At 39.3% G+C, this 22246-nt stretch carries 28 protein-coding genes, 1 pseudogene and 1 riboswitch; of the genes and pseudogenes, 25 read left to right on the top strand and 4 right to left on the bottom strand.

Going from position 1 to position 22246, the window contains the following annotated elements; genetic code table 11:
- The first annotated feature begins 7 nt into the window (after nucleotides 1-7).
- The 10 genes from BCM40_RS14235 to BCM40_RS14190 all read left to right on the top strand — a co-directional run bounded on the left by BCM40_RS14235 (nucleotide 8) and on the right by BCM40_RS14190 (nucleotide 6605).
- Nucleotides 8-1390: an SLC13 family permease gene (locus BCM40_RS14235; protein ID WP_065525309.1), complete on the top strand. Its 1383-nt coding sequence runs from the start codon at nucleotides 8-10 to the stop codon at nucleotides 1388-1390.
- A 96-nt stretch (nucleotides 1391-1486) separates the two neighbouring features.
- A complete protein-coding gene (locus tag BCM40_RS14230) occupies nucleotides 1487-1870 on the top strand; it encodes a DUF302 domain-containing protein (RefSeq protein WP_065525310.1) in 384 nt (127 codons plus the stop codon).
- Between the two features lie 146 nt (nucleotides 1871-2016).
- Nucleotides 2017-2277 carry a metal-sensitive transcriptional regulator gene (locus BCM40_RS14225; protein ID WP_065525311.1) on the top strand — a complete coding sequence of 87 codons (261 nt, stop codon included), beginning with the start codon at nucleotides 2017-2019 and terminating at the stop codon, nucleotides 2275-2277.
- A 136-nt stretch (nucleotides 2278-2413) separates the two neighbouring features.
- Nucleotides 2414-2896: a DsrE/DsrF/DrsH-like family protein gene (locus BCM40_RS14220; RefSeq protein WP_065525312.1), complete on the top strand. Its 483-nt coding sequence runs from the start codon at nucleotides 2414-2416 to the stop codon at nucleotides 2894-2896.
- Nucleotides 2897-2927: 31 nt separating this feature from the next.
- Entirely contained in the window at nucleotides 2928-3293 is a 366-nt protein-coding gene (locus BCM40_RS14215; RefSeq protein ID WP_065525313.1) for a rhodanese-like domain-containing protein, read from the top strand.
- A gap of 15 nt (nucleotides 3294-3308) precedes the next feature.
- A complete protein-coding gene (locus BCM40_RS14210; RefSeq protein WP_065525314.1) occupies nucleotides 3309-3605 on the top strand; it encodes a rhodanese-like domain-containing protein in 297 nt (98 codons plus the stop codon).
- Nucleotides 3606-3648: 43 nt separating this feature from the next.
- The gene (locus BCM40_RS14205) at nucleotides 3649-4206 is read left to right on the top strand and encodes a sulfurtransferase TusA family protein (protein ID WP_065525315.1); all 558 of its coding nucleotides are present in this window, start codon (nucleotides 3649-3651) and stop codon (nucleotides 4204-4206) included.
- Between the two features lie 40 nt (nucleotides 4207-4246).
- Nucleotides 4247-5374: an MBL fold metallo-hydrolase gene (locus BCM40_RS14200; protein WP_065525316.1), complete on the top strand. Its 1128-nt coding sequence runs from the start codon at nucleotides 4247-4249 to the stop codon at nucleotides 5372-5374.
- A gap of 167 nt (nucleotides 5375-5541) precedes the next feature.
- Nucleotides 5542-5769, top strand: a complete 228-nt coding sequence (locus BCM40_RS14195; protein ID WP_065525317.1) for a sulfurtransferase TusA family protein — start codon at nucleotides 5542-5544, stop codon at nucleotides 5767-5769.
- 59 nt (nucleotides 5770-5828) lie between these two features.
- Entirely contained in the window at nucleotides 5829-6605 is a 777-nt protein-coding gene (locus BCM40_RS14190) for a sulfite exporter TauE/SafE family protein (RefSeq protein ID WP_065525318.1), read from the top strand.
- Between the two features lie 37 nt (nucleotides 6606-6642).
- Here the strand turns inward: BCM40_RS14190 and BCM40_RS14185 are convergent, their stop codons facing one another.
- The gene (locus BCM40_RS14185) at nucleotides 6643-7320 is read right to left on the bottom strand and encodes an NAD(P)H-binding protein (protein ID WP_065525319.1); all 678 of its coding nucleotides are present in this window, start codon (nucleotides 7318-7320) and stop codon (nucleotides 6643-6645) included.
- 137 nt (nucleotides 7321-7457) lie between these two features.
- Here BCM40_RS14185 and BCM40_RS14180 point away from each other — a divergent pair, with 137 nt between their 5' ends.
- Nucleotides 7458-9566 carry a type IA DNA topoisomerase gene (locus BCM40_RS14180; protein ID WP_065525320.1) on the top strand — a complete coding sequence of 703 codons (2109 nt, stop codon included), beginning with the start codon at nucleotides 7458-7460 and terminating at the stop codon, nucleotides 9564-9566.
- Nucleotides 9567-9652: 86 nt separating this feature from the next.
- Nucleotides 9653-10849 (top strand): MalY/PatB family protein, encoded by a 1197-nt coding sequence (locus BCM40_RS14175; protein WP_065525321.1) that lies wholly within the window; start codon nucleotides 9653-9655, stop codon nucleotides 10847-10849.
- Between the two features lie 48 nt (nucleotides 10850-10897).
- Here BCM40_RS14175 and BCM40_RS14170 read toward each other — a convergent pair whose 3' ends face one another.
- Nucleotides 10898-11482, bottom strand: a complete 585-nt coding sequence (locus BCM40_RS14170) for a protein-L-isoaspartate(D-aspartate) O-methyltransferase (protein WP_083394536.1) — start codon at nucleotides 11480-11482, stop codon at nucleotides 10898-10900.
- 155 nt (nucleotides 11483-11637) lie between these two features.
- On the opposite strand from BCM40_RS14170, the gene msrA reads away from it, so the two are divergent.
- The 7 genes from msrA to BCM40_RS14135 all read left to right on the top strand — a co-directional run bounded on the left by msrA (nucleotide 11638) and on the right by BCM40_RS14135 (nucleotide 16106).
- Entirely contained in the window at nucleotides 11638-12318 is a 681-nt protein-coding gene (msrA, locus tag BCM40_RS14165) for a peptide-methionine (S)-S-oxide reductase MsrA (protein WP_065525322.1), read from the top strand.
- A 38-nt stretch (nucleotides 12319-12356) separates the two neighbouring features.
- Nucleotides 12357-12551: a PLD nuclease N-terminal domain-containing protein gene (locus tag BCM40_RS14160; protein WP_065525323.1), complete on the top strand. Its 195-nt coding sequence runs from the start codon at nucleotides 12357-12359 to the stop codon at nucleotides 12549-12551.
- A complete protein-coding gene (locus BCM40_RS14155) occupies nucleotides 12548-13429 on the top strand; it encodes an ABC transporter ATP-binding protein (protein WP_065525324.1) in 882 nt (293 codons plus the stop codon). The genes BCM40_RS14160 and BCM40_RS14155 overlap by 4 nt, the downstream gene beginning before the upstream one ends.
- Nucleotides 13426-14208 (top strand): ABC transporter permease, encoded by a 783-nt coding sequence (locus BCM40_RS14150; protein WP_065525325.1) that lies wholly within the window; start codon nucleotides 13426-13428, stop codon nucleotides 14206-14208. Before BCM40_RS14155 ends, BCM40_RS14150 begins: the two co-directional genes overlap by 4 nt.
- Nucleotides 14209-14285: 77 nt before the next feature.
- Nucleotides 14286-14690 (top strand): VOC family protein, encoded by a 405-nt coding sequence (locus tag BCM40_RS14145; protein ID WP_065525326.1) that lies wholly within the window; start codon nucleotides 14286-14288, stop codon nucleotides 14688-14690.
- A 56-nt stretch (nucleotides 14691-14746) separates the two neighbouring features.
- Nucleotides 14747-15571, top strand: a complete 825-nt coding sequence (locus tag BCM40_RS14140; protein WP_065525327.1) for a metallophosphoesterase — start codon at nucleotides 14747-14749, stop codon at nucleotides 15569-15571.
- 46 nt (nucleotides 15572-15617) lie between these two features.
- Complete coding sequence (locus BCM40_RS14135; protein WP_083394535.1) at nucleotides 15618-16106, top strand: GNAT family N-acetyltransferase; 489 nt, start codon at nucleotides 15618-15620, stop codon at nucleotides 16104-16106.
- A gap of 30 nt (nucleotides 16107-16136) precedes the next feature.
- On the opposite strand, the gene BCM40_RS16350 is transcribed toward BCM40_RS14135, so the two are convergent.
- The gene (locus BCM40_RS16350; RefSeq protein ID WP_083394534.1) at nucleotides 16137-16460 is read right to left on the bottom strand and encodes a CHY zinc finger protein; all 324 of its coding nucleotides are present in this window, start codon (nucleotides 16458-16460) and stop codon (nucleotides 16137-16139) included.
- 126 nt (nucleotides 16461-16586) lie between these two features.
- Nucleotides 16587-16757: riboswitch (FMN riboswitch) on the top strand.
- Between the two features lie 62 nt (nucleotides 16758-16819).
- Between BCM40_RS16350 and BCM40_RS14130 the strand changes: the two genes are divergently transcribed.
- The 5 genes and pseudogenes from BCM40_RS14130 (at nucleotide 16820) to BCM40_RS14110 (ending at nucleotide 19522) form a co-directional block, all read left to right on the top strand.
- The gene (locus BCM40_RS14130; protein WP_065525329.1) at nucleotides 16820-17101 is read left to right on the top strand and encodes a hypothetical protein; all 282 of its coding nucleotides are present in this window, start codon (nucleotides 16820-16822) and stop codon (nucleotides 17099-17101) included.
- Nucleotides 17102-17731: a riboflavin synthase gene (ribE, locus tag BCM40_RS14125; RefSeq protein ID WP_065525330.1), complete on the top strand. Its 630-nt coding sequence runs from the start codon at nucleotides 17102-17104 to the stop codon at nucleotides 17729-17731.
- Between the two features lie 17 nt (nucleotides 17732-17748).
- Nucleotides 17749-18357, top strand: a pseudogene (gene ribB, locus BCM40_RS14120) (3,4-dihydroxy-2-butanone-4-phosphate synthase); the annotation flags it as partial.
- A 34-nt stretch (nucleotides 18358-18391) separates the two neighbouring features.
- Nucleotides 18392-18856 (top strand): 6,7-dimethyl-8-ribityllumazine synthase, encoded by a 465-nt coding sequence (gene ribH, locus BCM40_RS14115; RefSeq protein WP_065525331.1) that lies wholly within the window; start codon nucleotides 18392-18394, stop codon nucleotides 18854-18856.
- A 135-nt stretch (nucleotides 18857-18991) separates the two neighbouring features.
- Complete coding sequence (locus BCM40_RS14110; protein ID WP_065525332.1) at nucleotides 18992-19522, top strand: histidine phosphatase family protein; 531 nt, start codon at nucleotides 18992-18994, stop codon at nucleotides 19520-19522.
- Between the two features lie 50 nt (nucleotides 19523-19572).
- Here the strand turns inward: BCM40_RS14110 and BCM40_RS14105 are convergent, their stop codons facing one another.
- Entirely contained in the window at nucleotides 19573-20196 is a 624-nt protein-coding gene (locus BCM40_RS14105) for a flavodoxin family protein (protein WP_065525333.1), read from the bottom strand.
- A gap of 168 nt (nucleotides 20197-20364) precedes the next feature.
- Between BCM40_RS14105 and BCM40_RS14100 the strand changes: the two genes are divergently transcribed.
- Complete coding sequence (locus tag BCM40_RS14100) at nucleotides 20365-22182, top strand: LTA synthase family protein (protein ID WP_065525334.1); 1818 nt, start codon at nucleotides 20365-20367, stop codon at nucleotides 22180-22182.
- Nucleotides 22183-22246 lie beyond the last annotated feature (64 nt).

Genomic DNA, 22246 nt, shown 5'->3' with positions numbered 1-22246 from the left:
GGATGGTGTGGCTCTTTCAAAATTTCGATTTTGGAGTCTGTTTTTTCTGTTGAGTTTGACTAGTATCTACTATATATATCCTGATATTGCCTCTGCGTATTCACTGCAGCAGCAATTAACGCTGCTATTGTTGGGTATTGCCATCTATTTTTGGACAATCAGTTCATTGCCTATTGCGGCATCGAGTTTTGTACTGATTGGATTGATGTTGATGTTTGGTGTGGTAGGCGAGCCAGAAGAAGCTTTTACAGGTTTTATTTCTAGTGCTCTATACTTTATATTAGTACTATCTCTTATATCATCAGCTTTAGTAACAGCAGGAGTAGATCGAGTGTTTGCGCAAATTATTATGAAATTTAGCAGGGGTGGATTTCGAGCAATCTTGTTCGGATTGCCTCTGCTTATTTTATGGATGCCTATTTTTTTGCCGTCAGCTGTGGCACGATTTCGTATACTCGAGCCCATTATTGAACAACTAAACGTTCAGTTCGGCTTTGGACAAAAAAGCTTATTTCGTAAATACTGCATGTACTTAATAGGAATGTTCAATCAAAACTCAACAATGGTGGTGTTTACCGGCGGTGGATTTCCAATTTTGGCGGCGCAACTATTGAAGGATTTTGGAAATACTGAAATTTCATGGCTCGGATGGTTTTTACGCATTGCTCCACCACTTTGGATCGCAATGCTAGTTATTAGTTTTAGCGTTTGGTTTTACTTTAAGGGGCAAAATGACGCTAGGGGCGCTACTAATTGGGAAGTTCCTAAAATGAATGATGAAAAACTCCCGCCACGTTTTTGGTGGGTGATCGTACCTTTTGGCATGATGATTATTAGTTGGATTGTTTTAGATCATGAACAAGTGCCGTTAGTATTGGCCCCTCTCTTGTTAGTAGGGTATTATGGAATGCCGATTAATGGGTTAATAACCAATCAGACGATAAGAAACTATGATTGGGAAAGTTTCTTACTAATAGGATCTTCCTTTTCACTTGGTTACGTAATTGAAATGAATGGGACAGCACTCGTGCTCGCTGAACAATTGATGAGCTTTTTACCAGAAGGGCTCGGAGAGGTTGGCAATTTTGTTTTTATTGCTGGTTTTATTTTTGTGTTACGTTTTTTATTTGTCGTACCCTCGACTTCAATGATTATTATTTTTCCTATCATTATGAATTATGCACGTATTCTTGACTTGTCGATTATAGCGAGTGCATTTTTAGTGATTATGATTATTGGTGGTGTTACAGTATTACCAATTCATTCACCAACCACATTTTTAGCTTTTCAAAAAAACGCTCTTTCATTTAAAGAACAAATAATTGTCGGCAGTTATTCAAGCTTGGTTATCCTCGCCATCGCAATTACATGGGCAGCATTTATTTGGTGAATAGATAAAAGCTTGAACTGAGGTTTCTTATGTTTAACCGATTTTATACGGGGTAGGGTACTTGTAGAGCGAAAAAACATGAGGAGGAACTTATATATGTTCAATTACACAGTCGATACATCTAAATCAGTGAGCGAGGCCGTTGAAGCTTTAGAAGAAAACTTAAAGGCAGAAAAGTTCGGCGTACTTTGGAATTTTGATTTAACTGCGAAGCTTCAAGAAAAAGGGGAAGATTTCGATACTCCTTATACGATTTTAGAAGTTTGTAATCCGCAAGAAGCAAATCGGGTACTATCTGAAAACTTGATGATTGGCTACTTCCTGCCTTGTAAAATCGTTGTTTACAAAGAAAGCGACAGTGTGAAAATTGGAATGCCAAAACCAACTGCTTTGATTGGCATGGTAGAAGACCAAAATATTAAATCGATTGCAGAAGACATTGAACAACGATTGATCAAATGTATTGACCAGTCTGTGTAATTAGATATGCACATATGCACCCGAGCTGGTCTTTATGTTAAAGAGATTTTTATCGTAAGCTAATGTGTTGACTGCATACCCTAAGGGGTATAAAATAAGGGGTAAGTAAGATATCCTTTATTTTATTAATAGGAGGCATAATCGATATGAAATACGATAAACTTGTTGAAAACCGATTGAAAAGAATAGAAGGCCAGCTACGCGGTGTAATTAAAATGGTTGAGAGCGAAGGCGAATGCAGAGACGTCGTTATGCAACTCTCAGCAGTAAGAAGTGCAGTAGATCGTGCTATTGGAGTAATCGTTAGCGATAACTTAGAATCATGCGTACGTGAAAGCATAGAAAAAGGTGAAAGTACTGAAAGCATGGTAAAAGAAGCTGTAGACTTACTCGTAAAGAGCAGATAGAAAATTAATGTTTGACAATCAAAAACATATGCTTTAACATACCCTGTAGGGTATAAAAAGTGCGGCGTCACTATAAAACGTTATTTTTTTTGAAAAAATAAATACCCCTACGGGTAATTTAAATGGAGGCAATACAATGGCACAAGAGCAAAAGAAAACTACGATCGTATTATTTAGCGGTGACTATGACAAGGCAATGGCGGCTTACATTATTGCCAACGGTGCTGCGGCATACGATCATGAAGTAACAATTTTCCACACATTCTGGGGATTAAATGCATTAAGAAAAGAAAATCCACCAGAGCTGAAAAAAGGTCGTTTAGAAACAATGTTCTCGAAAATGATGCCAAGAGGTGCAGATAAACTTGGTTTATCAAATATGCATTTCGGTGGAATGGGCCCGAAAATGATCAAACAAGTTATGAAAAAACACAATGCATTATCTTTGCCACAATTAATTGAAATGGCAGAAGAACAAGATGTAAAAATGATTGCTTGCACAATGACAATGGATCTTCTAGGACTTCAAAAAGAAGAGCTACTTGATAACATTGAGTATGCAGGAGTTGCAGCTTATCTTGGAGATGCAGAAGACGGGCACGTTAACCTATTCATTTAATTAAACTTAAATATGAAGGGAAAGATGCACGATGGAATGGATTACATGGGTCATAATTGGAGCGGCAGTTCTTTGGTTGGTTTATCGATTTACGACACCTACTAAAGGAGTTCAGTCGATTTCCACAGAAGAAATGAAATCACAGCTTGGTAAAAAAGATAAGCAGTATATTGATGTAAGAACACCAGGTGAATTCAAAGGAAATCACATTAAAGGCTTTAAAAACATTCCATTGAATGAACTCCCGAAACGTATGAATGAACTATCAAAAGATAAAGAAACATTCGTTATTTGCCAAAGTGGAATGCGCAGCAGCAAAGCAAGCCAATTATTGAAAAAAAATGGCTTTACCGCAATTACAAACATTAGAGGCGGAATGAGCACTTACCGCAGATAAAAGGAGAGATTTATCATGAAAACCATGACAACTCAAGAAGTTCAAGAATTATTGGAAAGTAACCAATCAATCAATTTGATCGATGTTCGTGAAACAGACGAAGTTGCAGCAGGTAAAATTTCAGGTGCGATCAATATTCCTTTAGGAACATTGGAGTCTCGCATGAGCGAACTTGATAAATCCCAAGAATACATTATGGTTTGTCGTTCAGGTGGACGCAGTGGTCAAGCAACTAGTTTCCTTGAAAATCAAGGTTACAATGTTACGAACATGGACGGCGGAATGTTGAATTGGAATGGCGAAACAAACTAAAATATCTGCTGAACAACAGGCGGAATATCAAGGAGGAAATTTAATGGTACAGATCGACTTCACATTAGATGCAAAAGGATTGGCGTGTCCAATGCCAATCGTAAAAACAAAAAAAACAATGAAAAGCATGGATTCAGGGAAAGTATTAGAAATTCTTGCGACAGATAAAGGATCAACTGCTGATCTTCAAGCATGGGCAAAAAGTTCAGGTCATCAATATATTGGGACTGAAACTGAAGGAGACGTTTTGCGCCATTTTCTACGTAAAGATGGTGCAGGATCTCCTGAAGAAACCATTACCATACCTGAAATCGCATTAGCTGATTTTGCTCAAAAAGTAGAAACAGATGAAAATCTTACAATTTTAGATGTTCGTGAAAAAGACGAGTTTGAAGAATCTCATATTCCCGGTGCAGTTCATATCGCTTTAGGTGATGTAGAAACGCGCATGGAAGAGTTGAAAAAAGAAGACACAATTTATATCATTTGCCATTCTGGTCGTAGAAGTGGAATTGCAGGAGACGCGATGGCCAAAAAAGGCTTTGATAAACTTTATAACGTAGTACCAGGTATGAGAGATTGGACAGGAAAAACAGTTTAAAAATTTTTAACTAAATATATACCCCTGGAGGTAATTTTGTATGACGGTTACAGCAATGACAGCAAGTGAAGTAGCAAAAAAAGTAGTAAACAATCAGCCATTGTTCATCTTGGATGTACGAAATGGCGATGCCTTCGCGGATTGGAAAATCGAAGGAGGCAATATCCAATATTTGAATACACCTTATTTCGATTTATTGGACGGCGTCGAAGAAGTGGTTTCAGAATTGCCAACAGACAGAGACATTTTAGTGGTCTGTGCAAAAGAAGGGTCTTCTATAATGGTAGCAGAAATGTTGTCAGAAGAAGGCGTTCAAGCAGCTTATCTACAAGGTGGTATGAAAGCTTGGAGTGAGCATCTGGAACCAGTAAAAGTCGGTGAATTGAGCAACGGCGGAGAATTATATCAATTTGTACGTCTTGGCAAAGGTTGCCTGTCTTATATGGTAATCTCTGAAGGAGAAGCCGCTGTAGTTGATGCAACTCGCATGGCAAATATCTTCTTGGACTTCGCGCAGGAAAAAGGCGCAACAATTAAACATGTTTTTGATACACACTTACACGCCGATCATATTTCTGGCGGTCGTGCTATTGCAGAAGCGACAGGTGCAACGTATTACTTGCCACCAAAAGATGCAGAAGGTGTTGTATTTGAATATGCAGCTTTAGAAAATGGGTTAGAAGTGGCAATTGGAAGCTCGAAACTTGAAATGGAAGCTCTTTATTCACCAGGTCACACAATTGGTTCTACTTCGTTTATCGTAGATAGCAAGTACTTGTTGACTGGGGATATTCTTTTCATCGATTCAATTGGACGTCCGGACCTTGCAGGTCTTGCAGAAGACTGGGTAGGCGATTTGAGAGAATCTCTTTACTCGCGTTATCAAGATCTAGCAAACGAACTTATTGTTCTTCCAGCTCATTTCATGATTATGGATGAGTTAAATGAAGATGGCAGTGTGGCTAAAAAACTAGGTGATTTGTTTAAAGAAAACCACGGATTGAATATTTCGGACGAGCAGGAATTTCGTAATATGGTTACAAAAAACTTACCGCCACAGCCGAATGCCTATCAAGACATTCGCAAAACAAATATGGGTCAAATCACACCAGATGAAGAAATACAGCGTGAAATGGAAATTGGACCAAATCGCTGTGCCGTCCGTTAAGTAAAAGTTACACCTTTAAATAGCCAATTATTTTCGTTATAGAGCAAATCAGCGAAGATTTTCGCAAGTTCGCAAAAAAGCAGAGATAGTTTGTGAAATAGCTAACAGTGGAATAGTAAATAGTCGATTCAATAAATAGTATTAAACAACTCAAAGGAGAGATATTGATGAACGCAACTAAAGTATTAGACGCAAAAGGGCTAGCATGCCCAATGCCGATCGTAAAAACAAGAAAAGAAATGAAAACTATGGAAAGTGGCGAAATTCTTGAAATTTTGGCAACTGATAAAGGCGCACAAGCAGATTTAACTGCATGGGCAAAATCAGGTGGACACGAACTTATGGATTCTCAAACAGAGGGCGACGTCTTCAAATTTTGGATTAAGAAAGGCTAAGAGGTGGACCAGAGGGTATCGGTACGATACCCTTTTCCCTTTTAGAAAGGTGATGTAAAATGAGCATAGATTTTATCGTTGTTATATTTCTCATCGGCTTTATTGGTTCTTTTATTTCCGGAATGGTCGGAATTGGCGGTTCGATTATCAAGTATCCGATGTTACTTTATATACCAATAATGCTAGGTTATACGGCATTTAGTGCCCATGAAGTATCAGGTATTAGTGCTATCCAAGTATTTTTCGCGACGATTGCTGGTGTATGGGCATATCGTGGTAGTGGCTATTTAAACAAAACCTTAATCGCGTATATGGGTGGTGCGATTTTAATAGGTAGCTTTATCGGTGGTTATGGTTCAACGCTGTTGTCTGAGCAAGCTATTAATATTGTTTATGCTGTCTTGGCAACAATTGCTGTAATCATGATGTTTATGCCTAAAAAAGGTGTGGATGACATTCCGCTTGATCAAGTTACCTTTAACAAATGGCTAGCAGCAGGATTAGCATTTGCTGTCGGAATTGCAGCCGGAATCGTAGGCGCAGCAGGTGCCTTTATTTTGGTACCAATTATGCTGATTGTATTAAAAATCCCAACACGGATGACGATTGCGACTTCGCTTGCGATTACATTCTTGTCGTCAATCGGTGCAACAGTTGGTAAAATTGTTACGGATCAGATTTTGTATGGTCCAGCATCTATCATGATTGTTGCAAGTCTTATTGCAGCACCGCTTGGAGCTAAGCTAGGACAAAAAATGAATACCAAATATCTTCAATGGATTTTGGCCTTATTAATATTAGGTACCGCTATTAAAATCTGGTCAGATATTCTTTAACATATAAAAGAGGACGCCCTTTAAAAGGCGTCCTCTTTTATATTTCAGCACTTTTTCCACTTATTGTTTCGATTCGGTCGGATGGATACGTGTAGTTTCCTGTTCTCTCGATTTGAGCGACTTCATACATAGCTAATGCTACTGACTTGGCTTCCACGGGTTTGTATTTTTCCATTTTCCCTTTCAGAAATCGATTAAAAATGGGACTTAACGAAGCCGCAGCTTTTTCGCCTAAACGGAATTCTTTTCGCTCCCCCAAGAGCAAAGAAGGTTGGAAAATATGGAGAGCAGTCAATCCTAATTTCTTTAGACGCACTTGCAATTGCCCTTTCGTACGACTATAGAAAACTTTGGAAGTAGAGTCTGCCCCTAATGCTGTAATAACTAAGAAGTTTTTTGCTTGCTGTGATGCGGACAATTCAGCCATTTTAAGAGGATAGTCATAATCCACTTTTTTAAATGCTTCTTGTGACCCGGCTTTTTTTATAGTAGTGCCGAGGCAGCAGTAAACATCATCCACATCAAAGTATTTGGCGTATTCCTCCATTTTATCGAAATCTGTAGTAACTTGCTGTAACTTTTCATGAGCGATTTCAAGAGGTTGGCGCACCAAAATGATAACTTTCGAATAATTTGAGCTGTTTAATAGGATATAAAGTAATTCTTTACCAACCAATCCGCTAGCTCCTGCTAGTAAAGCCGTTTTACTATTCATTGTGAACGACTCCTTTGTCTATGTTTCTTTAGCTTAAAATCTACTATACCCTAATTTATGGGGAATTGCCTTTTTGCTTTGATTCTTTCATTGTAGGGGTACAATAAGAGTAAGGTCAAAAAGAAAGGAAGACGCACATGAAACCAGTGATACTCGCTGAAAAACCAAGCCAAGCAAAGGCCTATGCTGAAGCGTTCAAGTCCACAAAACGTGATGGTTTTATAGAAATTGCACCAGATCCGATTTTTCCAGAAGGCGCATATATCACATGGGGAATTGGACATCTTGTGGAGTTAAAAGAACCGAAAGCTTATGATCCGAAATGGGGAAAGTGGTCATTAGCTGCTTTGCCAATTTTGCCGAACACTTATCAGTTTCAAATAGCACGAGGCAAAGCCCAGCAATTTGGCATCATTAAAAAGTTGATATTTCAAACCGATACGGTCATCAATGCGTGTGATGTTGACCGGGAAGGATCCAATATATTTTATAGCATTTACTATCATACAGGTGCTAAGAACAAAAAAATAAAACGTCTATGGATTAACTCACTAGAAGCAGATGAAGTCAGAAAAGGGTTTCAAGAACTGCGTGACAATCAACAAGACTTATTACTATATCAAGAAGCCAAGGCGCGTCAAATTAGTGATTGGCTAGTTGGTATGAACGGATCTCGTTTGTATTCGTTATTGCTACAAGAAAAAGGCATACGCGAAGTGTTTGCGATTGGGCGCGTGCAGACACCAACCGTTTTTCTCATTTACCAGCGTGAAAAAGAAATCGAAGCGTTTGTACCAGAACCTTTTTATGAAATTGAAGGCTCATTTGAGGCAGAAAAAGGGCGGTACAAAGGCAAAGTGAAGTTGCGTGCAAAAGAGCGTAAAGAAGCAGAGGAATTGCTCACAAAGCATGCGATTGGAGCAAAAGAAGAGGGTGTTGTGACACAAGTCAAAACGACAGAAAAACGTACGCCACCTCCTCAACTCCATTCGTTATCGACTTTGCAGGCAGCGGCCAATCGCAAGTGGAAATACAGTCCGGCGAAAGTGTTATCTGTCATGCAAGGCCTTTACGAGAAAAAATTAGTGAGTTACCCAAGAACCGACACGCAACACATTACGCCTGGTGAATTTAGTTATTTGGCAGGACAAGTTGAGAAGTACCAACAAATCATCAATGCACCATTTCCAATCGCGTCAAAAGCACCTAAAAAGCGCTTTGTGGACAGCGCTAAAGTTCAAGAGCATTACGCCATCATCCCGACCAAAACAATACCGACAGCACGCAAAATTGAAGGCTTAGCGAAAGACGAGCGTAATTTGTATGAAGAAGTATTGCGTACGACATTGGCGATGTTCCATAAAGATTATCGGTATGCAGAAACAAAAGTGACAACAGAAGTTAAAGGATTGCCATTTTTCACAACCGGCAAAACCGAGCTTGAAAAAGGCTGGAAAGAGCTGTTTGCTGTTTCTAAAGAAGCGAAACAAGAGCCTTCCTTGCCGGAATTGCGCGAGCAAGAGCCTGTTAAGAGCAAGATTGATATAAAAGAAAGTATGACGACACCACCCAAGCCTTACACAGAAGGGCAACTAATCGCGATGATGAAGACATGCGGAAAGCTTGTGGAAGACGTAGAGGATACCGAGATTTTGAAAGAAATTGAAGGCCTTGGTACGGAAGCGACAAGAAGTGGCATTATTGAAACGATCAAACGTCATGAATACATTTCTGTTACTAAAAATATTGTTTCGATTACAGAGAAAGGGCGTATTCTATGTCAGTCTATTGAGGGAAATTTATTGTCTAGTCCATCAATGACGGCAAAGTGGGAAACGTATTTAAAGAAAATTGGACGCGGGGAAGGATCAGCTGAAGTATTTTTAGCTACTATCGGCAAATTTATTCAAAAACTGCTCGACGAAGTACCAGCTCAAATGCAGAAAAATGGGTTGCCAGAAAAACTTGCCACGCCTGATGCTAAAGACGAAATTGCGCTTTGCCCACGATGTAAAAAAGGCATGATTGTCTCTAGAAGAGGTTCTTATAATTGCACGGAATACGAAAATGGTTGCAAGCAATCTTTTCCTGCGACTTTCCTGAAAAAACGACTAACCGCCAAGCAAATTGAGTATTTGTGTACGAAAGGCAAGACGCCCGTTATTAAAGGTTTTGTTTCGAAAAACGGAAAAAAATTCAATGCCAAGTTGATACTAGAAGACGGTAAATTGAAAATGGAGTTCTGAAGTTCATTTGGTTGCAATAACCCCCGGCTTTCTTTGATAATCAATGAGAGAGTCAAGTAACCGATCTGGAGGAAAGGGAGTTTCGTATGAACTATAATTTTGATGAAATTATTAATAGAAGAGGCACTTACTCCTTGAAATGGGACGGAGAAGAATTGATCAAGCAGTTTGGTCTAACAGAAAGGTACGATGAAGACACCATCCCGTTATTTACTGCAGATATGGATTTACCAGTGCCTCAACCATTAGTTGATGCATTGCATAAAACAGTTGACCACCGAATTTATGGCTACTCTGTTTTTCCAGATGAATATTTTGATGCGATTCAATCTTGGATGCAAAAGAGACATAATTGGACAATAGAAAAAGAGCATGTTGTTTACAGTCCGGGAACGGTTCATGCATTGAATATTGCAGTTAAAGCATTTACAAATGCAGAAGACGGCGTCATGATTCAACGCCCCGTTTACCCTCCCTTTACTTCTGTAATTGAAGGAAATAATCGGCATGTCGTAAATAATGCATTGAAAAAAGATGAGGATGGCTATTATTCAATCGACTTTGAAGATTTTGAAGCAAAAGCAAAAGAGGACAACACAAAGATGTTTATTTTGTGTAATCCCCATAACCCAACAGGGCGAAACTTCAATGAAGATGAGCTAAAAAGAATGGCGGCTATATGTCATAACCATAACGTCTTAATTGTGGCAGATGAAATTCATGGAGATTTGCTTCGTCGTGGCGAAAAATTTGTGCCAATGGCGAAAGTAGCAGAGCACAAAGATCATATCATTACATGCACAGCGATCAATAAAACCTTTAATGTGGCTGGGCTTCATTGCACCAATGTCATTATCTCTGATGAAGAATTGCGAACTAAATTCTCTACTGAAATGGGCATGCAACTAGCGTCTCCATTTGCCATAGCGGCGTTAATTGCCGTTTACAATGAAGGCGAAGACTGGCTAGAGCAGTTAAAGGACTATGTAGATGGCACGATGATGTATATTAAAGAATTTTTAGCAGACAACATGCCGGAAGTTAAAGTGGCTATACCAGAAGGCACATATATTATGTGGTTAGATTTTAGTGGTTACGGAATTTCGGCAAAGGAAATTCACGACCGCATTTACAACAAAGCCAATGTCTTATTAGAAGATGGCAACCTGTTTGGAGAAGAAGGCGAGTTTTATCAGCGAATTTGTACACCTTCACCGCGTCCACTGATTCAAGAAGCTTTAGAACGAATCGCTAAAGAATTTGAAGACATTTCTAACAAGTAAGTAAATCAACAAAGGGCAAGCTCATTTTTGAGCTTGCCCTTTTCTTGGTTAAATTTCATATTTTCCTTTTAACGGAACAAATAACACTTTGTTTAAAGATATCTTGTGCAGTTTTCCATTAGTATCTTTTTCGATTAAGAGCAGTTCTTGGTTAAAGGAGTTACCAACTGGAATGACCATTTTTCCATCATTACTTAATTGGTCAAGCAATTCTGCTGGCACTTCTGAAGCGGCGGCTGTTACCATAATGCGATCAAAAGGAGCCTGTTCTTGCCAACCTATACTACCATCTCCCAATTTAAAGTGAATATTGTGGATGTTTAATTGAGCTAACCGTTCTTTTGCACGATTGTGTAATTCTTCAATTCGTTCAATGGTGTAGACAGCTCCTGAGAAAACGGCAAGTAACGTAGTTTGAAACCCGGAACCTGTTCCTACTTCTAACACTTTATGGTGCGACTGAAGATCGAGTGCTAAAGTCATTTCAAGAACAAGCGATGGCTGTGAGATAGTTTGTTCAAATCCAATGGGCAGAGCATGATCGAGTGAGGCGAGATCTTTATTAGCGTCCATGAAATAGCTGCGATCCATTTCTCTGAAATAAGCAATAATCTCTTTTTTTCGATTTTCCATTATCTCTCCCTACTTTCTTTTCCCTCGGAAATAATAAGCAAAGCAGTGTTTAAATCATGCATTTTCTGAGTGGTCTTGTTACAGTAATTTTAAGTGGAAAACAGCTAGCTGTATAGTATTTGCTACGGAATTTTCGAAGGAAGGAGTTTGTTGTGATGACAAATCAACAAATGACTATCGAAACAATTGAAAAAGAAATTTATACAAATGAAGAAGAATGGGAACTTGCAACTTTTGGAATGGGTTGCTTTTGGGGGCCGGATGCGCGGTTTGGAAGTATGGCAGGTATTATGAGAACGCGTGTCGGATTTGCAGGTGGAACAACTCCAACTCCTAGTTACCGCATGATGGGTGACCATACAGAAACGCTTCAAATTGAATACGACCCGCAAGTGATTAGCTACGCAACTATACTAAAGGAATTTTGGCGTAATCACTATCCAAATCGTGATAATTACAAAGGAAGACAATATATTTCTTTACTGCATTATCATACCGATCAACAAAAGCAAACAATTGAAACAATCCGAAAAGAAATGGAAGCAGAACTTGGAGAGTCAATTGAAACAGAGGTTGCTCTTTTTAGCCAGTTTACTTTGGCAGAAGAACGTCATCAAAAATACTATTTAAAGCGTTACCCAAAAGCGCTCGATCAGTTGGAAACGCTTTATCCAAATAAGGATATGTTAGTAGACTCGATTTTTGCTGCGCGATTAAACGGATTTGTGAAAGGTTTCGGGACAAAAGATAGCTTGCGAAAAGAGATAAATCAGTGGAGCATTGGAGAAACCGAGAAGACTTTTCTAACATCACTTTTTTTATCGTTAAAATGGTAAATAAAATAGCTTGAAATGAGAGAGGAGGGGCAGTATCAATGGATCAAACTACAATGATTATGGCTTTAGTGCCAATCTTTCTTATTCAACTTGCTTTAATGATTTTCGCTTTAGTGGACTTAGTGAAAAACCCTAACCCAAATGGACCGAAATGGATGTGGGGCATCGTTATTGTGGTTATTAATCTTATTGGGCCCATTCTATACTTGGTTATAGGGAGGAAAAATTATTGAACATCGTAGAAGTTGAAAACCTCACAAAACGCTATGGAGGAGAAACAGCCGTTGAAGATCTTTCTTTTACATTAGAGAAAGCGACGGCTACGGCATTGATTGGTCCAAATGGTGCCGGAAAGACAACGAGTTTATCGATGCTGGCTAATTTGTTATCGTCGACCAGCGGGGAAATCATAATGAAAAAAGATATATCCATTGGTTTTCTTCCTCAATATCCACAATTTTTTCCATGGCTAACAGCGCTTGAATTTACAGAATTAGCAGCTAAAATCAGTGGAGTTGATACTAAACAAGCAAGGTTGCAGTCCATACAAACGTTAGAATTTGTAGGTCTTGAAAATGCTTTACATAAAAAAACCGGCAGCTTTTCAGGAGGCATGAAGCAGCGGCTAGGTCTTGCGCAAGCGATTGTTCACAGGCCCGAATTGCTTTTACTAGATGAACCCATCTCGGCATTAGATCCAACAGGACGCAGAGAAATCATAAACTTATTAAAATCATTACAACAAAATACGACTATTTTGTATTCTACTCATATTTTGAATGATGCGGAAGAAATGACAGATCAGCTATTATTCATGAGAGACGGACGTTTGATTGAACAAGGTTCTTTGAAAGATGTTAAGAAAAAACATGCAGCTCCGTATATTCAAATGAAATTTAGAAACTCTATCAATGCGTTAGAGTTCGCAAGCAATCATACGTGGAAATGTGAAGTTAAAGAAGATTTTGTTCTACTACCGGTTTCTGAAACAGGACCAACAATGCAGGAAGTTCTCTACGTCCTATCTACGGAAAAACAGGATATTATAGGAGTCGAGTTTCAAGATGCCTCCTTAGAAGAAATCTTTCTGAAGGTGGTTGCTAATAAATGAAACAATTTCTGTTGCTATTAAGAAAAGAACAGCTAGAAAATATACGTAATTATAAAATATACTGGATACCCGCAATTTTTATTCTTTTGGGCATAGTAGAACCCACTACAAATTATTTTCTTCCGCAAATTCTTGAGTCCTCTGGAAGCTTGCCAGAAGGAGCGGTGTTTGAAATGCCGACACCTACACCGGAACAAATGTTAGCGGCAATTATGGAGCAATTCCAAACTATTGGGATTGCGGTGCTGATTTTAGCTTATATGGGAACAATAGCAGGAGAGCGGAAAAGTGGAACTGCTACTTTGTTGTATGTTCGACCGCTCTCATTTAAAGCCTATTTTTTAAGCAAATGGACAACGGCATCTGTTATTTCTCTAGTCAGTGTATGGTTAGGGTTTTTGGCAGGCTATTATTATACATTCTTATTTTTTGGTGAAGTGGAATTGATCAAAGTATTCCAAATGGTAGGAACTTATAGTATGTGGGTGCTAGTTGTTATGGCTTTCGTTCTAGTTGCAAGTGCTATTGCTCCGAATAGCGGATTTGCTGCAGCTATTGCATTGGGCACGTATTTGTTGATTCAATTAATTGATGGATTATTCGGCTCAAACTGGACTTTTTCACCCGTAAAAATCCCTCAATATGGAGTAGAGTGGTTAACAGGCTCTGCTAATAGTAGTTTATGGGGGGCTATCGGAATAGCAGTCCTTCTTATCATTTTTTTGTTTGCTGTAGGGAGTTGGGCAGCAAAAAAAAATAAAGCAAAGACGAAAGTATAGTTTGGAGTTTCATGATAACAGTGTGATTAGGTAGTCTTCGGTTCAACTGTTAAAATGGCATAAAGGAGCTGGGGAATATGTTGCACCATGTGGAACTTAACGTTTCGAATTTAGTAGAATCCAAATCTTTTTACAGCAAACTATTGCCACTTCTAGGCTATTCATTATTTCAAGAATGGGAAGAGGGATTTAGCTATAAGGCAGGTCCTACCTACTTAGTTTTTGTCCAAACAGAAGAAAAGTTTTTACAAATTCCTTATCATCGCAAAGAAACAGGATTGAATCATTTAGCATTTCACGCATCGTCACATGCGCAAGTAAACGAAATGACTGAAAAGATAAAGCAATTAGGGGCACGAATTTTATATAAAGATCTTCATCCTTATGCGGGCGGACCAGATTATTATGCGGTTTTCTTTGAAGGACCAGATCGCTTAAAAATAGAAATTGTCGCGCCAGATGAAACAATGAGCAATGCTTAAAGTTCATGTTACAGTGCAGTCAACAAAATTAGAATCGAATAGAGGCTAATTAAAATATGAAGAAACTTGTAATGATTATCTTGTTCACGCTAGTTTTATGGGGCATCTTTTGGAGTAATAATAAGTGGTTAGAAACCACAGAATATACAGTAGTCTCTGAAGAGTTACCTGAGGCTTTTGATGGAGTGAAAATTGTTCAAATATCCGATTTGCACAATGCAACTTTTGGGAAAGATCAATCCTCTTTAATAAAGAAAATACAATCCGCTAAACCTGATGCGATTTTTTTGACAGGCGACTTTATTGACAGCAATCGCTATGATTTGTCAGCGAGTTTGGTGTTAGTAGATGAAATAGTGAAGATGAGTAAAGTCTATTTTGTTACGGGAAACCATGAAATAGCTTCAAATAAGGTGGATGAAATTACAGCTTCTTTGCAAGAACGCGGGGTGATCGTTTTGGCGAATGATTCAGTAGAGTGGGAAAAGGATGGCAGTACGCTTCAAATTGCAGGAATTGATGACCCACTAAGCGAACCTGCAATGCACGGGGACGAGGTTACGCATGATTATCTTGAAGCTGCTCATTTGACTGATGATTTCACTTTGTTATTAGTACATCGTCCCGAATATCTAGCTAACTATGCTGAAGCAGAAGTGGATATTGTTTTTGCAGGACATGCTCACGGTGGACAAGTTCGTCTTCCTGGAATTGGTGGGTTATATGCTACTGGCCAAGGATGGTTTCCAAAAGTAACAGAAGGGATTTTTGAGAACGCCGAATCCCAAATGGTCGTTAGTCGCGGGTTAGGAAACAGTACGTTTCCTCTCCGAATTTTCAATCGTCCGGAAGTTGTCGTAGTGACATTGAAAAAAGAATAAAGATCGATTTTCTAGATAGCAAATGAAAACAAGGGGGCCGCCTCGAGTGATTAAAAAAAGGGAAGTTACATTGCATCGCTACTCTTCAAAGCGATCTATCGATTACGACTTACCAACACATCAGCTAGAATTTACACGCTTACCTAAAGAAATCGTTGAAAAAGATGCTAGTAATCCATCAAAACATTTTATTATCATTAAAGCGCGTGGGGAAGATGCTGGTTTTTTTGAGTTGGATGAATCAGAAGACCGGAAGAAATACTCGGACAATCCTAGGGCTTTATTGCTTAGGGGATTTTCGGTTAACCCGAAATTTCAAGGAAGAGGCATTGCAACGGGGTCTATTTATGCACTGCCGGAATTTATGGAAGAGGAATTTCCGAATTTCGATGAAGTGGTCTTAGGAGTCAACGCGCGCAACATACCGGCCCAACGGCTATACCAAAAAGCTGGATTTATAGATACCGGTAGACGAATTATGCGTTCGAAAGGTGAACAATTCGTGATGTCTTTATCTACTAAAAAAACCAAGTGAGAGCAGTGTTGCTTTTACTTGGTTTTTTATTTATTTGAAATACAGGTGTGTATGTAAACTACAACCCGGATTGAAGAGTGAAGAGCAACCCGGACAAGTAGAGTCACAGGTTAAATACTCGGCAATGGTTAATTCATGTCCACAAGTACCGCATAAAATCGCTTTTTCTTGAAAGCGGTCGGTTGGCCAAACGTCATGCTTTCCACAACCTACCGCCTCATGGCATTCAAAACAAGGAAAGTATTCTTGGCAACAGAAAAACTTAATGGCAATACGATCAATCGATGAGTGGTAGTGAATACAACGGGTTTCAGCATCTACGTTTATGCCTTTTACTTGTTGATGGTGGGACATATCAGTTCCTCCTTTAGAATAAGAAAAGCAAATTTAGAAATAACGCTTCTTAATTTAAAATAATCAGTTTGATTGATAGGGTTCAGTTTCTTTCTATGCTACTATTAAAAGGACGAAACTACGAATCTAATTCTTCGGGGCAAGGTGAAATTCCTTACCGGCGGTGAGCAGGAAACTGCAAGTCCGTGACCCGTTTGAACGAGGACAAGCATAGGCCACTATGTTTGAAGCGTTCAACCGGTGGAGCTGGTGAAATTCCGGCACCGACAGTTACAGTCTGGATGGGAGAAGAATGTAGAGATCGGCTTCGTTATGTGCCTCTTCTTTTCAATGTGTAGAAATTGAAAGGAGGAATTTGTATGACCAACCACCTTTATCAGGGAGTAGTCTCTGGAAATACAAATCAACGGTTTTTAACCCTGCTCAGTTCCTCTATGGAAAACGAGCCTCTTCAAGGTACGAAAAATTGCCATCCAACTGGTCAACTTGATAAAGAAGCAGGGCACATTGTGTTATGGTTTCAAACTCTTCTGCAAAACTCTTTCCTCACCACCCATACGCCCCATGGTGGAAAGCACCCGAAAACTCGTAAGCCCACAATTGAATACGCTATAGCGAACAGAATGGAGGAGTGTGCCTAAATGTTTACTGGTATTGTTGAAGAACTTGGCCATGTTGCTTCAGTTCGCTCTAAGCCACAAGCAATGGAGCTAACCATTTCCTGTGCGCTAATTTTAGAAGACGTTAAGCGTGGAGACAGTATTTCCATTAACGGCGTTTGTTTAACTGTATCGACATTCACTTCTAGTACCTTCACCGTTGATGTGATTCCGGAAACAGTCAAATCTTCAACGATGAAGGAATTGAAAACAGGTTCCAGGGTAAATCTTGAACGTGCGATGCCTGCTAACGGACGTTTCGGTGGTCATTTTGTTAGTGGACATATTGATGGCGTTGGTGTGATCCGCTCAGTGAAAAAAGAAGCGAATGCAATTACCAAAACAATCGAACTCGAGCCTCATCTAATGAAGTACATGATGCTAAAAGGGTCAATCGCAGTAGATGGTACTTCTTTGACTATTTTTGCACTTGCCCATAATACTGTGACCATTTCTCTTATTCCGACAACGCAAGAAGATTCGTTATTAGGAGAAAAAGGCATAGGAGAAAAGGTCAATATCGAATGCGATCTACTAGCGAAGTATACCGAGCGAATTCAAACAGCAGAGCCGAAAATTAGCAGAAGCTGGTTAGCAGAAAACGGATTTTAAAAGGAGGCGCGACACAAATGTTTTACACGGTAGAAAAAGCCATCGAAGATTTAAAGAATGGTAAAGCCATCATAGTAATTGATGATGAAGATCGAGAAAATGAAGGTGATTTTGTTGCTTTAGCAGAATTCGCTTCTCCTGAAATCGTCAATTTGATGGCAACTGAAGGAAGAGGCTTGATCTGTGTACCTATCGCAAAATCAATCGCTCAACACTTACAGATTGGTCTTATGACGGATCACAATACAGACGAATATGGTACAGCTTTTACAATCAGTGTGGATCATAAAGATACGACGACAGGAATCAGTGCTTTTGAACGTTCTCATACGATTACGAGCTTAGTAAAGCCAGATGCAAAAGCTACAGATTTTAAACGGCCAGGACATATTTTCCCTTTAATTGCAAAAGATGGCGGCGTTTTAGAACGGACAGGACATACTGAAGCAGCAGTGGATTTAGCAAAACTTGCAGGATCGCCTCCGGCAGGGGTTATATGTGAAATTATGAATGCTGATGGCACAATGGCGCGTGTTAACGACTTGTTGCATGTAGCAGACCGACTTGGTTTAGGTATTTTGACGATTAAAGATTTAGTGACATACCAACAAAAACAACAAAATATGACCACTTATTAATCTACTAGAGGAGATGGAATAGATGACTGTACATTTTGAAGGCTATTTAAATGGTGAAGGTTTACGAATCGGAATTGTAGTAGGACGTTTTAATGAGTTTATTACAAGTAAATTATTAAGTGGGGCAGAAGATGCGTTAAAACGTCACGGCGTTGGAGCAGACGATGTTTCAATTGCTTGGGTACCAGGTGCTTTTGAAATTCCCCTTGTTGCGAAAAAGATGGCAATGAGTGGAAACTATGATGCTATCGTTACTTTAGGGACAGTCATCAGAGGTGCAACTCCTCATTTTGATTATGTTTGCAGTGAAGTTGCTAAAGGTGTGTCAAGAGCTAGTGACCATGCAGATATTCCAGTAATCTTTGGTGTATTGACAACAGACTCGATTGAACAAGCAATCGAACGTGCAGGAACAAAAGCAGGCAACAAAGGTTGGGAATCGGCAGCCGGTGCTATTGAAATGGCAAACTTGATGAAAAAATTATAATTTATTACTCCTGAGCTTATGCTCGGGAGTTTTTTTGAGGTTAAAAAGTATAAATTGGGGGAATGTGTGATATAGCGGGAACTACTAAAAGGCAGTTTGCTCGAGACATATCAATTGAAATAAGGTGGAGAAATAATGGACAAAACAATTTATCTAATTAGGCATTGTCAAGCGACTGGACAAGCGCCCGAAGCCGAACTTACAGAGGTTGGCAAAAAACAGGCAGAGGATTTGGCGGAGTTTTTAAAACAACAGAAAGTTGAGTATGTTGTTTCGAGTCCGTTTATGCGAGCGATACAATCTATTGAACCAACGGCTAAACAAATGGATTTGCCAATCATCATTGATGAGCGCTTAGCTGAACGCATATTAAGCTCGGAAGATTTACCAGATTGGATAGAAAAGTTGGAAGCGTCATTCGAAGATGCGGAATTGAAATTTGTTGGAGGCGAATCGGGTGGAGAAGCAACAACTCGTGCAATAGCAGCATTACAGGACATGAAAGATGGTACCGCTGCGGTAACTCATGGAAACTTGCTAGGGTTACTGTTAAAAAGTATCGATTCTCAATATGACTTTTCAGCATGGGGGAAATTGACCAACCCAGACGTGTTTAAAGTAGAAATAACTAAGGGGCAAACATCGGTAGTGCGGTTATGGCAATAATTACATAGAAAAACTGACAGCACAACGGCTGTCAGTTTGTTAAATGAATACTATTCAAGTGTATTTCCTTCACTTGGAATCGGGTTATTTTTAAGCATACCTGCAAAATGATACGTATTATAAGCAAGTCGTCTAATCGCTTTTTTAGTAAACTCATTATCTTTTTCAGTATCCATATAAGACGGACCAGGACCTGCTTCGCCCACCCAGTAAGCGTCGACATTTGGAGGAACGACAAATCCGATATGAGAAAGTGCGTAAAGAACAGAAGCGGCTGCGTGTTTAGCACCATCTTCGTTGCCGGTAATCGCTACACCGCCAACTTTATTGTAGAAGATGGATTGGCCCTTGTCATTAGTTACACTACTGCTCGCGTAAAGACGCTCAATCGTTTGTGTCGCTAACGAACTTTTTTCTCCAAGCCATAAAGGCGTACCGATAATTACAATATCTGCAGCCATTACTTTTTCAAAAACTTGCGGCCATTCGTCCCCTTCGCCCATATCTGGTTGTACACCATAGGCTATAGCATAATCGGCCAAACGCACAACTTCAGATTCTACACCTAATTGATTATAGTGAACTTGAACATCTTTGATAAACTCTTCCGTATGGGAAGGTTCTTTTGAACTTTTTAATGAAGTGTTGATGAAAAGTGCTTTTACTGGTTGCATCGAATCGCTCCTTTTAGTTAGTCAGGCTCATGGATAAAAAAAGATAACTAGCTTGCCTGCTGATGAGGTGTGTAGTTCTAAATCACACTATAGATTCTTATTCCCTTTTAAATTGAATATATGCAACATTCAACTAGATTTTTCGTCTGTAGAAAAGAGGTGCTCTGAGTGAAAAAAACAAATTTTATGCCATATATCCTTATTTACCTTTTGTTATTGATGAAAGTAAGTGCTTTTCGTGTGCTTATTTTTAATGAGAAATCAATTTGGCACATTATTTTAATTGAGTTCCCAATGTGGGCTTTGTTGCTATCGATCGTTTTATTAGTTGCTCATAAAAAGATGTGGCGAGCCGTTTGGATTTTTAACTTGCTGGTTTCCCTTATTTTTTTTACAATCACATTATATATGCGTTACTATTCGACCATTCCTTCTTATTATGATTTGCAGCAATTGACACAATCGAGCTCTGTTGGTGGCACCATTACGATGCTCTCAAATCCATGGGATTTCTTGTTTTTCCTCGATGCTTTAGTGCTTTTCCTTTTGGCACGTCGATGGAAAAAACCAGTAAAGCTAGATGCTTTGAAACATGTGGCAGTTAGCATGGCAGCGATTTGTGCTGTTACGGTGACCTATTCCCTGCAGCAGTCGATCATTGATGTTTCTTATTTTGCGAAGGAACATGGATATTTGCAGTCTCAAGTAGCTCAATTGTATAACCGGTCGACAGAGAGCGCCCATGCTTCTTCGATTAAGTTGTCTGATCGAGAACTAGAAGAACTAAAAGGCAATAAATTTGTCGAAGTTCGTGAACATGATAGTTTCGGAGTTGCTGAAGGACGCCATTTATTTATCATTCAAGTTGAGTCTTTACAAGAATTTGTTATAGACAAGTCAGTAAATGGACAGAAAATCACGCCGAACCTTAATCAGCTATTGAGTGAAAGTGCTTATTTTTCAAATGTATTTCAACAAGTAGGAGCTGGGACAACTTCTGATGCGGAGTGGATGGTCAACACAGGGCTTTATCCACAAGGAATGATTCCGACATCAAATAGCTTGTCCGGAAAAGAAGCACCTTCGTTAGCAAGAGCGTTAAAGGGAAAAGGTTATGGATCGGCAACGTATCACGCTGATGAAGTGACATTCTGGAACCGTGATGTGCTGTATCCAGTGCTTGGATACGAAGAGGTTTTTTCGAGTGAAGACATACCAAACGTTAAAGAAGTTGGCTTTGGACCAGCAGATGAGGTGTTGTTTGACTTTGTAGCAGGGGAATTACCGCGACAGCTCGAAACCTATGAGCGAATTTATGCCAATATTGTTACAGTTACTAGTCATACACCATTTGAAATGCCTGACACTATGCAATATTTAGATCTTCCTTCTGAATATGAGGACATGTATATCGGCAATTATTTGCAGTCGGTTCGTTACGCAGACGAACAAATCGGTTCGTTTATTCAAATACTAAAAGATCGAGAGCTTTACGATGAATCGTTAATCGTTATTTTAGGAGACCATTCTGGTATGCACGGCAGTTTAGTGACCGAGGAAGATCGTCAATTATTAGGAGAGTTTTTAGGGCATGAGTATTCATTAAAAGATCAATTTACGATTCCACTGTTATTTACTGGAGGAAATCTTTTTGAAGAAACCGAAATGACTCGCCTTGGTGGTCAAACGGATATTATGCCAACAGTACTCGCGTTACTCGGAATCGATCACGACTATCCAATGATGGGGCATAACTTATTTCAGTATAAAAAGAATTTACTAGGGATGCGCTATTATATGCCAGGTGGTTCTTATATCCAGTCTGAACAATTTTATAAAGCACCAGGAGCTAAATTGCCAGATGTTCTATACGATTTGAAGACTATGGAGAAACGCAATAAAAATAGCGCAGCTAAAAAACACATTAAAGATACGGAAACGTTGATGAACTATGCGGATACGTTATTGAAAGTTTATACGGAGTAAATACCCGGAATTCAAGAAAAGCTGTTAAAGTGAAGAATGAGTAAGTATGCACGAGGGGAGAACT

The sequence above is a fragment of the Planococcus donghaensis genome, from assembly GCF_001687665.2.
Classification (GTDB): domain Bacteria; phylum Bacillota; class Bacilli; order Bacillales_A; family Planococcaceae; genus Planococcus; species Planococcus donghaensis.
This window is presented reverse-complemented; position numbering and strand designations above follow the sequence as displayed.